The sequence below is a fragment of the Mesorhizobium sp. B2-5-11 genome (assembly GCF_006440835.1).
In the GTDB taxonomy this organism is placed as follows: domain Bacteria; phylum Pseudomonadota; class Alphaproteobacteria; order Rhizobiales; family Rhizobiaceae; genus Mesorhizobium.
Genome location: NZ_VFUK01000011.1, coordinates 123,830 through 142,203, shown reverse-complemented (window position 1 = coordinate 142,203; position 18,374 = coordinate 123,830). Strand labels below are relative to the sequence as shown.

General features: G+C 62.0%; 19 protein-coding genes. 1 reads left to right on the top strand and 18 read right to left on the bottom strand.

Going from position 1 to position 18,374, the window contains the following annotated elements; genetic code table 11:
- Nucleotides 1-60: 60 nt before the first annotated feature.
- From FJ490_RS27125 to FJ490_RS27060, 14 genes are all read right to left on the bottom strand, one after another.
- A complete protein-coding gene (locus FJ490_RS27125; protein ID WP_140498786.1) occupies nucleotides 61-1,785 on the bottom strand; it encodes an ABC transporter substrate-binding protein in 1,725 nt (574 codons plus the stop codon).
- Nucleotides 1,786-1,867: 82 nt separating this feature from the next.
- Entirely contained in the window at nucleotides 1,868-2,155 is a 288-nt protein-coding gene (locus FJ490_RS27120; protein WP_140498788.1) for a DUF2160 domain-containing protein, read from the bottom strand.
- Nucleotides 2,156-2,157: 2 nt separating this feature from the next.
- The gene (locus FJ490_RS27115) at nucleotides 2,158-3,078 is read right to left on the bottom strand and encodes a carbohydrate ABC transporter permease (RefSeq protein ID WP_140498790.1); all 921 of its coding nucleotides are present in this window, start codon (nucleotides 3,076-3,078) and stop codon (nucleotides 2,158-2,160) included.
- Nucleotide 3,079: 1 nt separating this feature from the next.
- Nucleotides 3,080-3,946 (bottom strand): sugar ABC transporter permease, encoded by an 867-nt coding sequence (locus FJ490_RS27110; protein WP_140498792.1) that lies wholly within the window; start codon nucleotides 3,944-3,946, stop codon nucleotides 3,080-3,082.
- Complete coding sequence (locus FJ490_RS27105) at nucleotides 3,947-5,014, bottom strand: ABC transporter ATP-binding protein (protein ID WP_140656334.1); 1,068 nt, start codon at nucleotides 5,012-5,014, stop codon at nucleotides 3,947-3,949. It abuts the gene before it with no gap.
- A 10-nt stretch (nucleotides 5,015-5,024) separates the two neighbouring features.
- Nucleotides 5,025-6,104 (bottom strand): ABC transporter ATP-binding protein, encoded by a 1,080-nt coding sequence (locus FJ490_RS27100; protein ID WP_140515321.1) that lies wholly within the window; start codon nucleotides 6,102-6,104, stop codon nucleotides 5,025-5,027.
- 36 nt (nucleotides 6,105-6,140) lie between these two features.
- Nucleotides 6,141-7,667 carry a glycerol-3-phosphate dehydrogenase gene (glpD, locus tag FJ490_RS27095; protein WP_140498798.1) on the bottom strand — a complete coding sequence of 509 codons (1,527 nt, stop codon included), beginning with the start codon at nucleotides 7,665-7,667 and terminating at the stop codon, nucleotides 6,141-6,143.
- Between the two features lie 124 nt (nucleotides 7,668-7,791).
- Nucleotides 7,792-8,559, bottom strand: coding sequence for a DeoR/GlpR family DNA-binding transcription regulator (locus FJ490_RS27090; RefSeq protein WP_140515319.1), 768 nt, complete (start codon nucleotides 8,557-8,559; stop codon nucleotides 7,792-7,794).
- 128 nt (nucleotides 8,560-8,687) lie between these two features.
- Nucleotides 8,688-10,097, bottom strand: coding sequence for an aspartate aminotransferase family protein (locus FJ490_RS27085; protein WP_140729206.1), 1,410 nt, complete (start codon nucleotides 10,095-10,097; stop codon nucleotides 8,688-8,690).
- Nucleotides 10,098-10,196: 99 nt separating this feature from the next.
- Nucleotides 10,197-10,928, bottom strand: coding sequence for a peptidase (locus FJ490_RS27080; protein WP_140498804.1), 732 nt, complete (start codon nucleotides 10,926-10,928; stop codon nucleotides 10,197-10,199).
- Between the two features lie 133 nt (nucleotides 10,929-11,061).
- Complete coding sequence (locus FJ490_RS27075; RefSeq protein WP_140498806.1) at nucleotides 11,062-11,856, bottom strand: transglutaminase family protein; 795 nt, start codon at nucleotides 11,854-11,856, stop codon at nucleotides 11,062-11,064.
- A 7-nt stretch (nucleotides 11,857-11,863) separates the two neighbouring features.
- Nucleotides 11,864-12,805: an alpha-E domain-containing protein gene (locus FJ490_RS27070; protein ID WP_140498807.1), complete on the bottom strand. Its 942-nt coding sequence runs from the start codon at nucleotides 12,803-12,805 to the stop codon at nucleotides 11,864-11,866.
- 139 nt (nucleotides 12,806-12,944) lie between these two features.
- The gene (locus FJ490_RS27065; protein WP_181165357.1) at nucleotides 12,945-14,357 is read right to left on the bottom strand and encodes a circularly permuted type 2 ATP-grasp protein; all 1,413 of its coding nucleotides are present in this window, start codon (nucleotides 14,355-14,357) and stop codon (nucleotides 12,945-12,947) included.
- A gap of 170 nt (nucleotides 14,358-14,527) precedes the next feature.
- Nucleotides 14,528-14,764 carry an Lrp/AsnC family transcriptional regulator gene (locus FJ490_RS27060; RefSeq protein WP_010909609.1) on the bottom strand — a complete coding sequence of 79 codons (237 nt, stop codon included), beginning with the start codon at nucleotides 14,762-14,764 and terminating at the stop codon, nucleotides 14,528-14,530.
- 264 nt (nucleotides 14,765-15,028) lie between these two features.
- Between FJ490_RS27060 and FJ490_RS27055 the strand changes: the two genes are divergently transcribed.
- The gene (locus FJ490_RS27055) at nucleotides 15,029-15,448 is read left to right on the top strand and encodes a DUF4864 domain-containing protein (RefSeq protein ID WP_140729207.1); all 420 of its coding nucleotides are present in this window, start codon (nucleotides 15,029-15,031) and stop codon (nucleotides 15,446-15,448) included.
- A gap of 4 nt (nucleotides 15,449-15,452) precedes the next feature.
- Here the strand turns inward: FJ490_RS27055 and tgt are convergent, their stop codons facing one another.
- The 4 genes from tgt to FJ490_RS27035 are packed head-to-tail and all read right to left on the bottom strand — an operon-like array spanning nucleotide 15,453 to nucleotide 18,372.
- The gene (tgt, locus tag FJ490_RS27050) at nucleotides 15,453-16,583 is read right to left on the bottom strand and encodes a tRNA guanosine(34) transglycosylase Tgt (protein ID WP_140729208.1); all 1,131 of its coding nucleotides are present in this window, start codon (nucleotides 16,581-16,583) and stop codon (nucleotides 15,453-15,455) included.
- Nucleotides 16,576-16,845: a hypothetical protein gene (locus FJ490_RS27045; protein ID WP_140498815.1), complete on the bottom strand. Its 270-nt coding sequence runs from the start codon at nucleotides 16,843-16,845 to the stop codon at nucleotides 16,576-16,578. The genes tgt and FJ490_RS27045 overlap by 8 nt, the downstream gene beginning before the upstream one ends.
- Entirely contained in the window at nucleotides 16,835-17,923 is a 1,089-nt protein-coding gene (gene queA / locus FJ490_RS27040) for a tRNA preQ1(34) S-adenosylmethionine ribosyltransferase-isomerase QueA (protein WP_140729209.1), read from the bottom strand. Before queA ends, FJ490_RS27045 begins: the two co-directional genes overlap by 11 nt.
- Entirely contained in the window at nucleotides 17,923-18,372 is a 450-nt protein-coding gene (locus FJ490_RS27035) for a DMT family transporter (RefSeq protein WP_140498819.1), read from the bottom strand. Before FJ490_RS27035 ends, queA begins: the two co-directional genes overlap by 1 nt.
- Nucleotides 18,373-18,374: the final 2 nt, after the last annotated feature.

The window sequence follows — 18,374 nt, the reverse complement described above, 5'->3', positions numbered from 1 at the left end:
GACGGCAACGTGCCGCCTCCCTGAATTTTACACGGGCGCGAACGCCCGCATAGGTCAGTCCTACTTCTGCCAGCTCTTGACCAGCTCGTCATAGTTGATGGTCTGGGGCTTCTCCTTCTCGTTCTCGATCTTGAGCTGGGGAGCGAGATTGCCGGCCTTGACCGCGTCGGCATTCCAGTAGGCGAGATCATGTTCCTCGGCGAGCTTCGGCCCGATATCGCCCTGGACGCCGGACCTCTCGATGCGGCCCATGACCTTCTCCTGCTCGGCGCAAAGCGAATCCATCGCTTCCTGCGCACTCTTTGCGCCCGACGAGGCATCGCCGATCGCCTGCCACCACAGCTGTGCCAGCTTCGGATAGTCCGGCACGTTTGTGCCGGTCGGCGACCATTGCACGCGGGCCGGCGAGCGATAGAACTCGATCAGGCCGCCGAGCTTCGGCGCGCGCTCCGTGAAGCTCTTGTCGTGAATGGTGGAGTCGCGGATGAAGGTGAGGCCGACATGGCTCTTCTTCACGTCCACCGTCTTCGAGGTGACGAACTGGGCGTAGAGCCAGGCGGCCTTGGCACGGTCGGTCGGGGTCGACTTCATCAGCGTCCACGAACCGACATCCTGGTAGCCGAGCTTCATGCCGTCCTTCCAGTAGACACCGTGCGGCGACGGAGCCATGCGCCATTTCGGCGTGCCGTCGTCGTTCATGACGGGCAGGCCGGGCTTGACCATGTCGGCGGTGAAGGCCGTGTACCAGAAGATCTGCTGGGCAACATTGCCCTGCGCGGGAACCGGACCGGATTCCGAGAAGGTCATGCCCTGCGCTTCCTGTGGTGCGTAGGCCTTCAGCCAATCGAGATATTTCTGGATCGAGTAGACGGCGGCCGGGCCGTTGGTGTCGCCGCCCCGCGCCGTGCAGGAGCCGACCGGCTGCGATTTCTCGTTGACCTTGATGCCCCATTCGTCGACCGGCAGGCCGTTCGGGATACCCTTGTCGCCATTGCCGGCCATCGATAGCCAGGCATCGGTAAAGCGCCAGCCGAGCGACGGGTCCTTCTTGCCATAGTCCATATGGCCGTAGACCTTCTTGCCGTCGACGTCGCGGCCGGTGAAGAACTCGGCAATGTCCTCATAGGCCGACCAATTGACGGGAACGCCGAGATCGTAGCCGTACTTGGCCTTGAAGTCGGCCTTGTTCTTCTCGTCGTTGAACCAGTCGTAGCGGAACCAGTAGAGGTTGGCGAACTGCTGGTCGGGAAGCTGATAGAGCTTCTTGTCCGGAGCGGTGGTGAAGGAGGTGCCGATGAAATCCTTCACATCGAGGTTCGGATTGGTGACATCCTTGCCTTCGCCCGCCATCCAGTCGGTCAGGTTGCGCACCTGCTGGTAACGCCAGTGGGTGCCGATCAGGTCGGAATCGTTGACCCAGCCGTCATAGAGGTTCTGGCCAGTCTGCATCTGGGTCTGGATCTTTTCAACGACGTCGCCTTCCTGGATGACGTCGTGCGTGACCTTGATGCCGGTGATGGCGGTGAAGGCCGGAGCCAGAACCTGCGACTCGTATTGATGCGTCGTCAGCGTTTCCGACACGACCTTGATATCCATGCCGGCGAACGGCTTGGCGGCGTCGACGAACCACTGCATTTCCTTTTCCTGATCGGCGCGCGAAAGCGTCGACAGATCGCCTATCTCCTTGTCAAGAAAGGCTTTTGCCTCGTCCATGCCGGCATAGGCGTTGCCCACGCCGAGCAAGAGGACAAGGGCGGTCGTAGATGTCAATAATTGCCGTCGCATTGTGTTTCCTCCACGTTTGAAAAGACTTCAAGTGCGATCTGGAGAGGCCGCCAACAAGCGGCCGCTCCAACAGTTTCCCCCTCTATACGTAGCGGAAGACGCCGATGGCGTAGACCACGGAGAGAGCGAGAGCCCACCACAGGCTGGGTCCGACAAGACCCAGCCAAGCGAGATGGATGAAGGCGCTGCCAAGCAGCGAAACGAAGAGACGATCGCCGCGCGTCGTCTTGAAACGCAGCACGCCGATGCGCGGATCGCCGCCGGGCGAGGCATATTCCCAGACACCCATGCCGACCAGCAGCAGCGCTATGACGGCGAAGAAGGCGGCCGTCGGCCAGGTCCACGCCATCCAGGAGAAGTCGAGGTTCATGGTCACACCCTCCCCAGGGCGAAGCCCTTGGCGATGTAGTTGCGAACGAACCAGATGACGAGCGCCCCGGGGATCAGCGTCAGCACCCCGGCGGCTGCCAGCAGCCCCCAGTCCATTCCCGACGCCGACACGGTGCGGGTCATGGTAGCGGCGATCGGCTTGGCATCGGTGGTGGTCAGCGTGCGGGCGATGAGCAGTTCCACCCATGAGAACATGAAGCAGAAGAAGCAGGCGACGCCGATGCCGCTGGCGATCAGCGGCATGAATATCTTCACGAAGAAACGCGGAAACGAATAGCCGTCTATGTAGGCCGTTTCGTCGATCTCCTTCGGCACTCCGGACATGAAGCCCTCAAGGATCCACACCGCCAGCGGCACGTTGAACAGGCAGTGCGCCAGCGCCACCGCGATATGCGTATCGATGAGGCCGAATGCCGAATAAAGCTGGAAGAACGGCAGCGCGAATACCGCCGGCGGCGCCATGCGGTTGGTCAACAACCAGAAGAACAGATGCTTGTCGCCGAGGAAGCGGTAGCGTGAGAAGGCGTAAGCCGCCGGAAGCGCCACGGCGACCGAGATCACCATGTTCATCACCACATAGGTGATCGAATTGATGTAGCCCGAATACCACGACGCATCGGTGAAGATGATGGTGTAGTTGCGCAGCGTCGGCGCATGCGGATAGAGCGTCAGCGAATTGACGATCTCCGCATTGGTCTTGAAGCTCATATTGATGAGCCAGTAGATCGGCAGCAGCAGGACGATGATGTAGAGCGTCGGCACGATCCACCACCAGCGCGATTCCTCGCCACGGCGGCGCATGCGCCTGTCCAGCTCGCTCTGCGACAGCGAACTGGCGAGTCTTTCCGAAGCGGCGGTCCCGTTCACCAGGTTGCGCTCGGTACGTTCGTTGGCGCCGGCCATATCAGCGTTCCGCGTCGTAGTTGGTCATCACGGTGTAGAACACCCACGACAACAACAGGATGATCAGGAAGTAGACCAGCGACATCGCCGCCGCCGGACCGAGGTCGAACTGTCCGAGCGCGGTCTTGACGAGGTCGATCGACAGGAAGGTCGTCGAATTGCCCGGACCGCCGCCGGTGACGACGAAGGGCTCGGTGTAGATCATGAAACTGTCCATGAAACGCAGCAGCACCGCGATCAGAAGCACGCGCTTCATCTTCGGCAACTGGATGTAGCGGAACACCGCCCAGCGCGAGGCGCCATCGATCTTGGCCGCCTGGTAGAAGGCGTCGGGGATCGAGACCAGGCCGGCATAGCAGAGCAGCACGACGAGGCTGGTCCAGTGCCAGACGTCCATGATGATGACGGTGACCCAGGCGTCGAACGGATCCTGCACGTAATTGTAGTCGATGCCGAGCGCGTTGACGTAATAGCCGAGCAGGCCGATATCGTTGCGGCCGAACACCTGCCAGATCGTGCCGACGACATTCCACGGGATCAAGAGCGGCAGCGCCATCAGCACCAGGCAGACCGGCACGCCCCAGCCCTTTTTGGGCATGTTGAGGGCAATGAAGATGCCGAGCGGCACTTCGATCGCCAGGATGATGAAGGAGAAGATCAGGTTGCGCACCATGGCTTCCCAGAAGCGATCGGAATGCAGCAACTCCTCGAACCATTCGGTCCCCGCCCAGAAGAAGACGTTATTGCCGAACGTGTCCTGTACCGAGTAGTTGACGACGGTCATCAGCGGGATAACGGCCGAGAACGCCACCAGCACGAGCATCGGCAGCACGAGGAACCAGGCCTTGTTGTTCCAGGGCTTTTCCATTTACGCCCCCATCTCGACACGCCAGGAATCGGCATAGATGTTGATGCCGGCTGGATCGAACCGCACTTTTGGATCGGCGGGAACGGTTTCGTCCTCGCCGACGACGGCGGCGATCTCGCGGCCTTCCAGACTGGCGCGCACGACCTTGTGGCGGCCCACATCCTCGACCTTGCTGACGTGGACGGCCATGCCATCGCGGCCGAGCCTGACATATTCGGGACGGATGCCGAGTTCGACGACGCCGCTTCCGGCCTTCGGCGCGCCTGGCAATTGGATGCGCTGGGAACCAAGCGTCGCTGTCTTGCCATCGATCGCTACCGGCATGACGTTCATGCCGGGCGAGCCGATGAAGTAGCCGACGAAGGTGTGGCGCGGCCGCTCGAACAGCTCGGCCGGCGTGCCGATCTGCACGATGCCGCCATCATACATGACCACCACCTGGTCGGCGAAGGTCAGCGCCTCTGTCTGGTCATGCGTAACATAGACCATGGTGTAGCCGAAGCGGCGGTGAAGCTGCTTCAACTGCGAGCGCAGCACCCACTTCATGTGCGGGTCGATGACGGTCAGCGGCTCGTCGAACAGGATCGCATTGACATCCGAGCGCACCAGTCCGCGGCCGAGCGAGATCTTCTGCTTCTGGTCGGCGGTCAGGCCCCTCGCCTTCTTCCTGGCCCAGTCTGCCAGGTCGATCATGTCGAGCGTCTCGCGCACCTTGCGGTCGACGTCGGCCTCCGGAACGCCGCGGTTGCGCAGCGGGAAAGCCAGGTTGTCGTAGACGGTCATCGTGTCGTAGATGACAGGGAACTGGAACACCTGCGCGATGTTGCGCTCCTGCGTCGACAGTCTCGTGACATCCCTGCCGTTGAACAGCAATTGGCCGTGCGAGGGGTGGAGCAGGCCGGAAATGATGTTGAGCAGCGTGGTCTTGCCGCAGCCGGATGGGCCTAGCAGCGCATAGGCGCCACCGTCCTCGAAAGTGTGGTGCACCTCCCGCAGTGCGAAATCCGCATCGGTACGCGGGTTCGGCAGATATGAGTGCCTGACATGGTTGACGTCGATGCGCGCCATCGTTTTCTCCTCAGGCCGCCAGCTTTGCCGCGGCCACGGCGACGCCGTGTTGGTCGAAAACCATGATGTGACGCGGGTCGATGAACACTTCGACCACTTCGTCGGTCTCGAAATCGCGGATGCCATGGGTCAGCATCACCCAGCGCGCGTCGGCGAAATCAAGATGGATGAAACTTTCCGAGCCGGTGATCTCGGTGATGGTGACCTTTGCCCGCACCGGCACGGCACTCGCATCCGGCCGCTCGAGCGACAGATGGTGCGGCTGGAAGCCGATCGTGTAATTGCCGTCGGCGATGCCGACAAGTTCAGGCGGCACCGGCAGCTTGACGCCGCCCTCCAGGAGGAAATCGGGCCCGTTCTTGGCCAGCACGATCGTGTTGAGCGGCGGATCGGCGAAGGTCCTGGCCGTCACCAGGTCGACCGGTTTGCGGAACACCTCGATGGTCGGGCCGAACTGGGTGATGCGGCCTTGCGACAGCGTCGCCGTATTGCCACCGAGCAGCAGCGCCTCGTGCGGTTCGGTCGTGGCATAGACGAAGATGGTGCCGGCGGCGGCGAAAATCCTCGGCAGTTCGGCGCGCAGTTCCTCGCGCAGCTTGTAGTCGAGATTGGCGAGCGGCTCGTCGAGCAGCACCAGGCTTGCGTTCTTGACGATGGCGCGCGCCAGTGCGGTGCGCTGTTGCTGGCCACCGGACAGGCTGAGCGGCGTGCGGTCGAGATAGGGCGTCAGCTTGAGCAGGGCAGCGGCTTCACGTACCTGGCTGTCGATCTTGGCCTTCTCGACTCCCGCCACCCGCAGTGGCGAAGCGATGTTTTCGTAGACGCTCATCGCGGGGTAGTTGATGAACTGCTGGTAGACCATGGCGATCTTGCGCTTTTGAACAGGCTGGCCGGTGACGTCCTTGCCGTCGAACCAGACCGAGCCGGAAGTCGGCGCGTCGAGGCCCGCCATCAGCCGCATCAGGCTGGTCTTGCCGGACAGCGTCGGCCCGAGCAGCACGTTCAGCGAGCCATGCTGGAGCGTCAGCGACACGTCGCGGATATGCTCCACCGCGCCGACCGTCTTGGTGACGTTCCTCAGTTCCAGCATGATGCCTCCTCCCAGGCCGTGTGCATCAGCAGCCCTTCATTCCGCGGCCGCGACGTGGCGGCGGCTTATGCCGCGCATGAATTCATCCAACGCCGCCGTCTGCTCGCGGCTGAAATGCAGGCCGCGCTTGGTCCGGCGCCACAGCACATCTTGCGATGTGACGGCCCATTCGTTCTCGACGAGGTAGCGCACCTCGGCCTCGTAAAGGTCGGCGCCGAAATTGCGGCCGAGATCGGCATTTGATTTGGCAAGGCCAAGCAACATCTGCGCGCGCGTGCCGTAGAGCCGCGTGAGCCGACGTGCCAAACGCTGGTCGAGAAAGGGATAGGCGCTCTTCAGCCTCGCCACTTGCGCATCAAAACCGGTCGCCGCGAAATCGCCGCCCGGCAGCGGCGCATTTGCCGTCCACGGCTTGCCGCGCCTGCCGAGAAAGCCTTCGATCTTCTCCAGCATAGATTCCGACAGCCGGCGATAAGTGGTGATCTTGCCGCCGAACGTGTTGACGATCGGGGCTGTGCCCTCGCCGCCATCGGCCTTCAGCACATAGTCGCGTGTCGCCTCCTGCGCCTTGGAAGCGCCATCGTCATAGAGCGGACGCACGGCCGAATAGGTCCAGACGATATCCGAGCGCTTGACGGGTTGGGCGAAATACTCGCTTGCCGCCGCGCAGAGATAGTCGATCTCGGTGTCGCTGATCTTCACGTCGTGCGGATCGCCGGGGTAGTCCTGGTCGGTGGTGCCGATCAGCGTGAACTCGTCCTCGTAAGGAATGGCGAAGATGATGCGGCCATCCTTGTTCTGGAAGAAATAGGCGCGTGGATCGTCGAATTTCTTCGCGATGACGATGTGACTGCCCTGCACGAGACGGACATTGTGCACATCGTTGAGGCCGACGACGCCGGAAAGCACATGATCGACCCAGGGGCCGGCGGCATTGACCAGCAGCCGCGCCTTGACCTCTTCGGTCTCGCCGGTCCGCAGATTTTCGATCCTGATCGTCCACAGCCCGCCTTCGCGGCGCGCCCCGACCACCTTGGTGCGGGTGCGGATGGTCGCGCCCCGGTCGGCGGCGTCACGCGCGTTCAGCGTCACCAGCCGCGCATCGTTGACCCAGCCGTCGGAATATTCGAAGGCCTTCTTGAACAATGGTTTCAATGGCTTGCCGGCAGGGTCGGTGGCCATGTCCAGGGTCCTGGTCGCCGGCAGCAATTTGCGCCCGCCAATATGATCGTAAAGGAAAAGGCCGAGCCTGATCAGCCAGGCCGGACGCAGGCCCTTGGCATAGGGCAGCACGAAGCGCATCGGCCAGATGATGTGCGGCGCGTTCTTCCACAGTACCTCCCGTTCCATCAGCGCTTCGCGCACCAGGCGGAATTCGTAGAATTCGAGATAACGCAGGCCACCATGGATCAGCTTGGTCGAGCCTGAGGAGGTTCCGCTGGCGAGATCGTCCATCTCGGCCAGAAATACCGAAAACCCGCGGCCGGCGGCATCACGGGCAATGCCGCAGCCATTGATGCCACCGCCTATGACGAAAATGTCACGGATCGAAGATGCGTCCACCAATTCCTCCAGCGATTTCGCATTGCACCATTTGGCTCTTTTGCGAAACCGTGGCGGAATTATTTCGAACTCATAACGAATGTCAAACGAAATATCACAAGCTCGTGAAAGCGCTGCAACGTCCTCAATCGAGCGAGGTTTCGATCAGTTGAACCTCGGCCTCCTGGCAGATCTTGCGCACCGAGGGGATATCGCAGCGGTCGGTGATGAAGGTGTTGACCTGCGACAGATGGCCGATGCGAACCGGCGCCGTGCGCTCGAATTTGGTCCGGTCGGACACTAGGATGACGTGCCTGGCATTGGCGATAATGGCTTGCGCGACCTTGACCTCGCGGAAATCGAAATCGAGCAAGGCGCCGTCATGGTCGATCGCCGAGGCGCCGATGACGGCGTAGTCGACTTTGAACTGCCTGATGAAATCCACCGCCGCCTCGCCGACGACGCCGCCATCCGAGCCGCGAACCACCCCGCCCGCGATCACCACCTCGATCGAAGGATAGATGCGCATCCTGTTGGCAACATTGATGTTATTGGTGATGACCATGAGGCCGCTGTGATCCAGCAGCGCCTTGCTGACCGACTCCGTCGTGGTGCCGATATTGATGAACAACGAGGCGTTGTCCGGAATCAGCCTGGCGGCCGCGCTGCCGATCGCCTCCTTCTCCTCGGCGGCGATCTTGCGCCTGGCTTCGTATTCCATGTTCTCGATGCCGGAAGGAAACAAGGCGCCGCCATGGATGCGCGACAGCAACCGCTGGTCGCAAAGATCGTTGAGGTCCTTGCGGATGGTCTGCGGCGTGACGTTGAAGTGGGTGGCCAGATCGTCGACCAGAACGCGGCCGTGATCCTTGGCCATTTGGACGATTTCGGCATGGCGCGGCGACAGATACATCTGAAGACCTTTTGCTTTCGTTTTTCTTGATCATAGACGAAAACGAAAGCAATGAAAAGGCGTAAGCCGGCTAATGGAAACCGCATGATAGCAAAGGCAAACTTGGACGCAGTTCCGACTCAGCAGCCTCAGGTTAATCCGCGCGCGATTTCGGTGATGGCGGCAAAAGCCGAATCGACATCCGCCGCGGTCGCCTCGAACTGGCCGACCTGGAAGCGGATGGCGACGCGCCCGTTCACCCTGGTCTGTGTCAGGTAGATGCGTCCGTCATCATTGATCGCATTGACCAGCCGGAGATTGTGCTCGTCGGCATCGGCTCCCTCCGCCTTGTGCCGGAACGAAAACAGCGACAGCATCGGCTCGGTGACGATCTCGAAGTCCGGCTCGTCGGCCAGGCGCGCTGCCAGGCCTTCGCTCCAGGCGACGTGGTTGCGGATCATCGTGCGCAGGCCTTCCAGTCCATAGGCACGCAGCAGGAACCACAGTTTCAGCGCGCGGAAGCGGCGGCCGAGCGGCACCGACCATTCGGAATAGTTGACGATGCCGTCATGACCGTGCGTCTTCAGATAATCCGGCTTGATGGCGAGCGTTCTGACATGGCTTTCGGGGTCGCGCAGGAACTGGATCGAGCAGTCGAACTGCGCGCCCAGCCATTTGTGCGGGTTGAAGACGATAGAATCCGCCTGCTCCACACCGGCCCAGAAATGCCGGTATTCCGGGCAGATCATCGCCGATCCCGCCCAGGCGGCATCCACGTGAAGATAGACCCCGTGGCGTTTGGCGATCGCGGCGACGCTGGCGATATCGTCAGTGCCACCGGTGCTGGTGCCGCCGACGCAGGCGATGATACCCGCGGGCAGCAGGCCTGCCTTCTTGTCGGCGACGATCGCCGCCTCGAGGGCCGCTATGTCCATGGCGCGAAAGCGACCGGCGACTGGAATGCGCACGAGATTGTCCTCGCCGATGCCGGCCACCCAGATCGCCCGGTCGATCGAGGTATGCACCTGATCCGACGAATAGATGCGCAACCGCGCCTGCCCCGCCAGGCCCTTTTTGTTGCCTTGCCAGTCGAGCGCGCGTTCGCGCATCGTCAGCACCGCCGCCAGCGTCGCCGAGGAGGCAGAATCCTGGATGACGCCGGAAAAACCTTCCGGCAGGCCGAGCGCCTGGCGCATCCAATCGACAGTCCGAGTTTCGAGTTCTGTCGCCGCCGGCGAGGTCTGCCACAGCATGCACTGCGCGGCCATTGCCGAGACCAGATACTCAGCCACCACAGAAACTGGTGCCGCGTTGGCCGGAAAATAGGCGAAGAAGCGAGGATGCTGCCAATGCGTCATGCCCGGCACGATCTTCTCCTCGAAGTCGGCGAAGATCCTGTCCATCGGCTCCGCGTCTTCGGGCGGCGACGCTTCTATGCTCCTGAATATGTCGCCGGACTCGATCCGCGGCCGCACCGGGCGCTGGCGCAGCGTTTCACGGTAGTCGGCGCCCCAGTCGGCGGCCCGCCGCGACCATTGCCGGAAATCGTCACTGTTCATCCTGTCCTCCCGACATGATCGCTTCACCGGCGCCCTTCGCCCCGGTTGTCAAAAACCACTGTTAAACATTTGCAACCACCGGAGAAATCCGGCGCGTCCTTATCCCGGAAAATCCGGCAGACTGGCAAACGCCGTCTTCAAGGCGCTCGACCATCCCTCGGAGATCGTGCGGTAGTACGGGTCGTCATGACCGATCCGTTTCTTCAACCCGACCTGGAAGGCATCCTTTTCCAGGAAAAGCAGATCCAGCGGCAGCCCGACCGACAGGTTCGACTTCAGCGTGGAATCGAACGATACCAGAAGCAGCTTCACGGTCTCCGCGAGACTCATCGACCGGTCATAAGCGCGAATGATGATCGGCTTGCCGTATTTGGTCTCGCCGATCTGGAAAAAGGGCGTGTCATCGGTCGATTCGATGAAATTGCCCTCGGGATAGATCATGAACAGGCGCGGTGCGCTGCCCTTTATCTGGCCGCCCAGGATGAAGGAGGCGTTGAAGTAGGAATCGGCCTTGTCGCCGGCGGGCGAGGAATGGGCGATGACGTCCTTGACGGTTTCGCCGACCAGCCGCACCGTCTGGTACATGGACGGCGTTTCGAGCACTGCCGCGTGCCGGTCGCCAACCGCCTTGGTGCGCTCGTCGAGCACGCTGATCACGGCTTGCGTCGTCGCCAGATTGCCGGCCGACATCAGCACGATGACGCGCTCACCGGGATCTTCCCAGACATGCATCTTCTTGAAGGTGGAGATCGAGTCCATGCCGGCATTGGTGCGCGTGTCCGACATGAACACGAGCCCGCGATCGATCTTGAGGCCGACGCAATAGGTCATGGTTTACTCTTCCGGCAGCGAACCGTAAAAACCGCGTCGCGTCGGAACGGATCCATGCGGCGCGCTCAGGTCCTTGTTTTCATGCATGTCGTCACCCAAACCAAGGTGGCGTTGGACGACCTGCATCGGGTGACTACTGCTCCACCGTGACGGTGACGGCAAGCCGCTCTTGCGCCTCTCCCAGCAGAATCCCCGAAACCGGCGACGCATCGCGATAGTCGCGCCCCGTCGCCACTCTCACATAGCGCTCATCAGGAGAGATACCGTTGGAGGGGTCGAAGGCAACCCAGCCGAGGCCCTGAACATGCGCTTCGGCCCAGGCATGGCTTGCCGCCTGCTCGATGGCCGCGTCCATCATCAGATAGCCGCTGACATAGCGTGCCGGGAAACCCATGGCGCGGGCGGTGGCGGCAAAGATATGGCTATGATCCTGGCAGACCCCGGTTTTCAGCGCGAGAGCCTCTTCAGCCGGGGTCGTCGCATTGGTGGTGCCCGGCGCATAGGCGACCCGCTCGGAGATGATAGCCATCAGACGGTGCAGTCTTTCGATATCGGTGCCCTTGCCGGCTGCCTCGGCGAGTGCGCGAATGCCATCGCCGATCATGGTCAAAGGCGTCTCCTGTGCGAACAGCCAGAGCGGCGCGAATCCCTGATGCGGCCCACAAACCCCCGATGTATCGCGCGTCACCACCTCGCCTGACGCCTCGACCGTAATGAAATCATGGTCACCCTCGACGCTCAACAATCGGGTGTCATTGCCGTAGTGGTCGGCAAATCGCACTTCCTCGCGCGCGCCTTCTACCTTCAGGGCCCAGGACAGCACGGTCTGCGTGCGCCCGCTCACCGGAAGCAGCCGCAGCCGCTGCAGCAGGTACTGCACCGGTGCGTCGTAACGGTATTCGGTCCGATGGGTGATCTTGAGCCGCATGGCCTCCTCAATAGAACCTGTAATCCTGCGCGATCTCGTCGCCGAGCCTGGTGTTGTCGCGAATGAAGCCGGCAAGGAATTCATGCAGGCCGGCGTCGAAAATATCCTTGATCGAGCCTGCCTGCAGCATGGCCTGGGTCTTTTCCGCCGTCGCATGGCAGGGATGGCGCCCGCCATAGTCGTCGCCGAGGAACTTCAGGTGCTCGGCCAGGAAGCGATAGCAGAAGGTCAGCGATCGCGGCATGCGCACATTGAGGATCAGATAGTCGGCGATGTTGGTCGGCTTGTAGTCGGCGTCGTAGACCCAGCGGTAGGAGCGGTGCGCCGATACTGAGCGCAGGATCGATTCCCACTGGTAATTGTCGAGCGTCGAGCCGACCCAGGAGATCGACGGCAAGAGCACGTAGTACTTCACGTCGAGGATGCGCGCCGTATTGTCGGCGCGCTCGACATAGGTGCCGAGCTGCGAAAAATCGAAGATCTCGTTGCGCAGCATGGTGCCGTAGAACGAGCCGCGGATCAGCGCCGTTTCGCGCTTGATCGCATCGAGCACGTTTGGCAGGTCACGCTCGTCGATCGGCCTTGCCAGCATGCGCTTCAGCGCCATCCAGGCCTCGTTGATGCTTTCCCAGGTCTCCCGCGTCAGCGCGGTACGCACCATGCGGGCATTGTTGCGTGCCGTCTCGATCGACGACATCGTGCTCGACGGGTTCGACGTGTCGCGCAACAAGAAGTCGGCTACATCGGCCGCCGTATAGTCCTGATACTTCTGCGTGTAGGCGACGTCGGAGCCGGCGCTGAGCAGCACCGAATTCCACTCTTCCGACGCGCTCTGCGTGCGCGTCAGCGCCATGCGCAGGCCCGCATCGACCAGACGCGCCATGTTTTCCGCCCGCTCGATATAGCGGTTCATCCAGTAGAGCCCGTTGGCGGTGCGGCCGAGAAGCATGGAGTGGCCCTTCGGGCTAGTGAGCAGGGAATAGTGAGTAGCGAGTAGGGAATGTTCGAATTTCGATTGGATACGGCATCGTTCTGTCCCCTCTGATACCAACTACTGCCTACTGCCTACTGCCTACTGACTACTCATCTCAATCATCCAGCACCCAGGTATCCTTCGTGCCGCCGCCTTGCGAGGAATTGACCACCAGAGAGCCCTCCTTAAGCGCGACGCGCGTGAGCCCGCCCGGCACGATCTGGATGCGGTCGGAGACCAGCACATAGGGTCTCAGATCGACATGGCGCGGCGACAGGCCCTTTTCGGTCAGGATCGGACAGGTCGAGAGCGCCAACGTCGGCTGGGCGATGTAATTGGACGGCTTGGCCTGCAGCTTCTTGGCGAAATCCTGGCATTCGTTCTTGGTCGCCGCCGGTCCGACCAGCATGCCATAGCCGCCTGAACCGTGCACTTCCTTGATCACCAGCTCATCGATGTGTTCGAGTACATATTTCAGGCTGTCCGGCTCCGAACAGCGCCAGGTCGGAATATTGCCGAGGATCGCCTTGCGGCCGGTGTAGAATTCGACGATCTCGGGCATGTAGGAATAGATCGCCTTGTCGTCGGCGATACCGGTTCCCGGCGCATTGGCGATCGTGATGTTGCCGGCCCGGTAGACATCCATGATGCCAGGCACGCCGAGCGCGGAGTCCGGCCGGAAAGTCAGCGGATCGAGGAAGGCATCGTCCACCCGGCGATAGAGCACGTCGATCTGCTTGTAGCCTTCGGTCGTGCGCATCGCGACATGACCGTCCACCACGCGCAAATCCTGCCCCTCGACCAGTTGCACCCCCATCTGATCGGCCAGGAAGGCATGTTCGAAATAGGCGGAGTTGTAGCTGCCGGGCGTCAGCACGGCGATGGTCGGCGTGCCCTTGGCGTTCTGCGGCCGCACCGCCGCCAGCGACTGGCGCAAAAGCTGCGGATAGTTCTCCACCGGCCGCACCTTGATTTGTTGGAACAACTCGGGGAAGAGCTGCATCATCGTCTCGCGGTTTTCCAGCATGTAGGAAACGCCCGATGGGGTGCGCGCATTGTCCTCCAGCACGTAGAACTCGTTTTCGCTGATGCGCACGATATCGACGCCGATGATGTGGGTGTAGACGCCGGCGGGTGGCCTGACCCCGATCATCTCGGGCAGGAAAGCTTCGTTCCTGGCGATCAGGTCGCGGGGAACGCGTCCGGCCCGCAGGATTTCCTGGCGGTGATAGATATCGTCGAGAAAGGCGTTCAGCGCCTGCACGCGCTGCTCGATGCCTTGCGTGAGGCGGCGCCACTCATTGCCAGAAATGATGCGCGGAACGATGTCGAAGGGGATAAGCCGCTCGGAGGCTTCCTGTTCGCCATAGACGGCGAAGGTGATGCCGGTCTTGCGGAAGACGCGTTCGGCATCCTGCATTTTCTCGGTAAGCCTGGCCGGGTCCTGCTCTTTCAGCCAGCGATCGTAAGCCGAATACGGTCTTCTAAGTCCGGAGACCTCCGGAAGCATTTCATCGAACGCTGCCAATCGCATACTCCCCTGTGACGCCATTTCACTGGCGCCGCCGGAGAAAATCAAGCGCAATCGGTGATTTGAGGGATGCGGGCGATCAGTATGTCGCCCCTGCCTAAAATTGAGGCAGCGGAAATATGAGCTTGGTCACGCTTTGCCTCATGCTCGGGCAATGGGCTCCGACGCTAGAAGGCGCGAAAGGTGACGACGGTGAACGTGTCCTTGATGCCGGGGAGAATCTGCACCTTCTCGTTGACGAAGTGGCCGACATCCTCCTCGTCGTCGACATAGAACTTGGCGAGCAGATCGTAATTGCCGGCAGTGGAGTAGATTTCCGAGGCGATCTCGGCGTCGGCGAGCGCGCTGGCAACCTCATACGACTTGCCCAGTTCGCATTTGATCTGCACGAAAAACGCCTTCATGGCTCCGCCCTGCTAAACGTCCAATCCAAGCGGCCCTTCTGGCAGACTGGAGGCGGGCTTTCAAGCGCTGGAACGGTACTTAGCCGGTTCGGGCGTTGGCCACGCCTCCCGCAATTCCGCCAAGGCTGCCTGGACTTCGTCGCGCGACAACACTGAATATTCGCCGCCGGTGAAACCCTGAAGCGCCACCAAACGTATGTTAGGATGCCTGCACGGGCAGGATTTTTCGAAAGGCAAGTTCTCGAAAGACAAGGGAAACAGGCTATGCGCCGCACGCTTTTCGCATTCGCATTCCTTCCTCTCCTCCTGCCCTTGTCGGCGTTTGCCGGCGAGGCCGAGATCAAGGCGGCGCAAGCGGCCATTGACGGCCAGCTGAGAGCGTTCCTGGCCGATGACGGCGTCACGGCCTACAGCTTCGCCGCACCGAACGTGAAGCGGATCTTCCCGACCGTCGACACCTTCATGAACATGGTGACCAACGGCTACGCGCCGGTGCGCAACCCACGGAGCTACTCGTTCGGCAAGGTCGAGGAGACGGGTCCGACCTCGATCATCCAGCAGGTGCTGATCGTCGGCCCTGACGGCAAGGACTATGAAGTTGTCTACACGTTGGAGCGACAGCCCGACGGCACGTTCCAAATCACCGGCTGCAGCCTGCGCGCGTCGAATTCGCTGAGCACCTGAACCGTCACAGCGCCGGGATATCGCCCCTCGCCCAGCCCTCGGTAATTTCGGCAGCGAGTGCCTCGAAAGTGCCGGTCTCTATCGCGGCGCGTATGTCCTGCATCAGCTTCTGATAATAGGACAGATTGTTCCAGGTCAGAAGCATCGCACCGAGTGCCTCTTGCGAGCGCACGAGATGGTGCAGATAGGCGCGGGAATAATCGCGTGCCGCCGGGCAGTCGCTTTCCTCATCGAGGGGTCGCGGATCGTCGGCATGGCGGGCGTTGCGCAGATTGACCTTGCCGCGCCTTGTATAGGCAAGCCCATGCCGGCCGGCCCGCGTCGGCATCACGCAGTCGAACATGTCGATGCCGCGCGCCACCGATTTCAAGATATCGTCCGGCGTGCCGACCCCCATGAGATAGCGGGGTTTGTCATCAGGCAGTTCCGGGCAGGTGATGTCGAGCATGTCGAGCATGACCGCCTGCGGTTCACCGACGGCAAGACCGCCAACCGCATAGCCTTTCAGATCCATCGCGCTCAGCGCTTGCGCCGAACGCACGCGCAAATCCGCATTGTCGCCGCCTTGCACGATGCCGAACATCGCCTTGCCGGGCTGGTCGCCGAACGCCGTCTTGCAGCGCTCAGCCCAGCGCAACGACAATTCCATGGCGCGCTCGATCTCCTTGAGCGCGGCCGGTAGCGCCGTGCATTCGTCGAGTTGCATCTGGATGTCTGAATCGAGCAGGCCCTGGATCTCGATCGAACGTTCCGGCGACATTTCGTATGCAGCGCCATCGATATGGGAGCGAAATGTGACGCCCTTCTCGGTCAATTTCCGAAGCTTTGACAGCGACATCACCTGGAAGCCACCGCTGTCGGTCAGGATCGGATGCGGCCAGCGGGCGAATTCGTGCAGGCCGCCAAGCTTCGCCACGCGTTCGGCGCCGGGCCGCAGCATCAAATGGTAGGTATTGCCCAGGATGATATCGGCGCCGACGCCGCGCACCTGATCCATGTACATCGTCTTGACCGTGCCGCCGGTGCCGACCGGCATGAAGGCCGGCGTGCGGATTTCGCCGCGCGGCATGCTGATCAAACCGCGCCGCGCCTTACCTTCGGTCGCCAGCACCTTGAAGGTGAACGTCTCAGCCATTGAATTCCTTGTCGTGTGCCGGTGCGCCCGGAGCCTGTTCGTCCAGCGACTGGCGATAATGGATGCAGCCGCGCATGAATTTTGGCCAGGGCGGCACGGCGATTGCCGGATCGATCTTCTCGGGCAGCAGGTCCCACAAATCGGGATGATGCCAGCAAAGATCGTGCCCCGATGCATCGCGATGCTGGCGAATGCCGGCGCGCAATTTTTTGACTTCGGCGATCAAACTGCTCCGGTCCAGCCTGTCGAGGTCATCGTCCATCGCTCATCTCCGCTCGATACAGCAGGCTTGCATCTCCGTAGGAGTAAAATCTGTAATCGTGCTCAATGGCGTGTGCATAGGCGGCGCGCATCGTATCGAGGCCGCTGAAGGCCGAAACCAGCATGAACAGCGTCGAACGCGGCAGATGGAAATTGGTCATCAGCATGTCGGCGGTGCGAAAACGGTAGCCGGGCGTGATAAAGATGTCGGTCGGGCCGGACCATGCAGCCAGCACGCCATCCTCTCGCGCGGCACTTTCCAGCAGGCGCAGCGAGGTCGTACCGACGGCAATGACGCGCCCTCCCCTCGCCTTTGCCGCATTCAACGCGTCGGCAGTTGCCTCGCTGACCGAGCCCATCTCCGCATGCATCTTGTGGTCGGCGGTGTCGTCCGCCTTCACCGGCAGGAACGTGCCGGCGCCGACATGCAAGGTGACGAAGCGGCGCTCGATGCCCTTGGCGTCGAGCGCGGCAAACAGCTCCGGCGTGAAATGCAGGCCCGCCGTGGGTGCTGCGACGGCGCCTTCCTCCCGGGCATAGATGGTCTGGTAGTCGGCCCGGTCGCGCTCGTCGTCGTCGCGCTTCGAGGCGATATAGGGCGGCAGTGGGATGTGGCCGACCGCATGCAGCGCCTCGTCGAGGAAAGGGCCCGACAGGTCGAAGCCGAGCAGCGCCTCGCCCGCCTCGCCCTTTTCGATCACCGTGGCGTCAAGCTGGCCGAGGAAGCAGGAATTGCCGTCATGGCCGAAATGGATGCGGTCGCCGACGGCAACGCGCTTGCCCGGCCGCATGAAGGCCAGCCAACGGTCCGGCGCCATCCGCATGTGCAATGTGGCTTCGACCTGCGCCGCCGCCTCGCCGCGCCGCCTGATACCTTTGAGTTGCGCCGGGATGACCTTGGTATCGTTGAAGACCAGCACGTCACCAGCCTGGAGCAGGGAAGGCAGCTCGCGGACCGCCCGGTCCGAAAACCCCTCGCCCGGCCTGACCACCAGCATCTTTGCGCTGTCGCGCGGCTCTGCCGGGCGCAGCGCGATACGCTCTTCCGGCAGGTCGAAATCGAACAGATCGACACGCATCAGAAGAGCCTGATAAGCAGCGCCCCGGCCAGAAGCAGCACCGCGCCGGTCACGCGGCCGAGCGAGATTTCGCGAACCGCGACGCCGAGGAACCCGACGCGGTCGATCAGCATGCCGGCCAGCAACTGGCCCGCCACCAGGAACGCCATCAGGGCGGCGGCGCCTATGCGTGGCGTCAGGATGGTGGACAGTGTGACGTAGAAGCCGCCCAGCATGCCGCCGGCGATGAACAGCCACGGCGCGGGCGCCTTCCAGTCGAGCGAGATGCCTTGCAGCCTCACCACCGCGACGGCAATGATGCCGAGCACGATGGCGCCCGACAGGAACGAAAACGCGGCAGCCGCGACCGGGAGCCCCAGGCCGCGCGCCAACTGCGAATTGATCGGCGCCTGAATGGCAATGAAGGCGCCGGACAAGATGCCGAGAAGCGACCAGACGACGCCCATCATTG

Excerpts from the sequence above, each read along its gene's own strand:
- FJ490_RS27125 (WP_140498786.1), bottom strand. The coding sequence starts at position 1,785 with ATGCGACGGCAATTATTGACATCTACGACCGCCCTTGTCCTCTTGCTC.
- FJ490_RS27120 (WP_140498788.1), bottom strand. The coding sequence starts at position 2,155 with ATGAACCTCGACTTCTCCTGGATGGCGTGGACCTGGCCGACGGCCGCC.
- FJ490_RS27115 (WP_140498790.1), bottom strand. The coding sequence starts at position 3,078 with ATGGCCGGCGCCAACGAACGTACCGAGCGCAACCTGGTGAACGGGACC.
- FJ490_RS27110 (WP_140498792.1), bottom strand. The coding sequence starts at position 3,946 with ATGGAAAAGCCCTGGAACAACAAGGCCTGGTTCCTCGTGCTGCCGATG.
- FJ490_RS27105 (WP_140656334.1), bottom strand. The coding sequence starts at position 5,014 with ATGGCGCGCATCGACGTCAACCATGTCAGGCACTCATATCTGCCGAAC.
- FJ490_RS27100 (WP_140515321.1), bottom strand. The coding sequence starts at position 6,104 with ATGCTGGAACTGAGGAACGTCACCAAGACGGTCGGCGCGGTGGAGCAT.
- FJ490_RS27090 (WP_140515319.1), bottom strand. The coding sequence starts at position 8,559 with ATGTATCTGTCGCCGCGCCATGCCGAAATCGTCCAAATGGCCAAGGAT.
- FJ490_RS27085 (WP_140729206.1), bottom strand. The coding sequence starts at position 10,097 with ATGAACAGTGACGATTTCCGGCAATGGTCGCGGCGGGCCGCCGACTGG.
- FJ490_RS27080 (WP_140498804.1), bottom strand. The coding sequence starts at position 10,928 with ATGACCTATTGCGTCGGCCTCAAGATCGATCGCGGGCTCGTGTTCATG.
- FJ490_RS27075 (WP_140498806.1), bottom strand. The coding sequence starts at position 11,856 with ATGCGGCTCAAGATCACCCATCGGACCGAATACCGTTACGACGCACCG.
- FJ490_RS27070 (WP_140498807.1), bottom strand. The coding sequence starts at position 12,805 with ATGCTTCTCGGCCGCACCGCCAACGGGCTCTACTGGATGAACCGCTAT.
- FJ490_RS27060 (WP_010909609.1), bottom strand. The coding sequence starts at position 14,764 with ATGAAGGCGTTTTTCGTGCAGATCAAATGCGAACTGGGCAAGTCGTAT.
- FJ490_RS27055 (WP_140729207.1), top strand. The coding sequence starts at position 15,029 with ATGCGCCGCACGCTTTTCGCATTCGCATTCCTTCCTCTCCTCCTGCCC.
- tgt (WP_140729208.1), bottom strand. The coding sequence starts at position 16,583 with ATGGCTGAGACGTTCACCTTCAAGGTGCTGGCGACCGAAGGTAAGGCG.
- FJ490_RS27045 (WP_140498815.1), bottom strand. The coding sequence starts at position 16,845 with ATGGACGATGACCTCGACAGGCTGGACCGGAGCAGTTTGATCGCCGAA.
- queA (WP_140729209.1), bottom strand. The coding sequence starts at position 17,923 with ATGCGTGTCGATCTGTTCGATTTCGACCTGCCGGAAGAGCGTATCGCG.
- FJ490_RS27035 (WP_140498819.1), bottom strand. The coding sequence starts at position 18,372 with ATGATGGGCGTCGTCTGGTCGCTTCTCGGCATCTTGTCCGGCGCCTTC.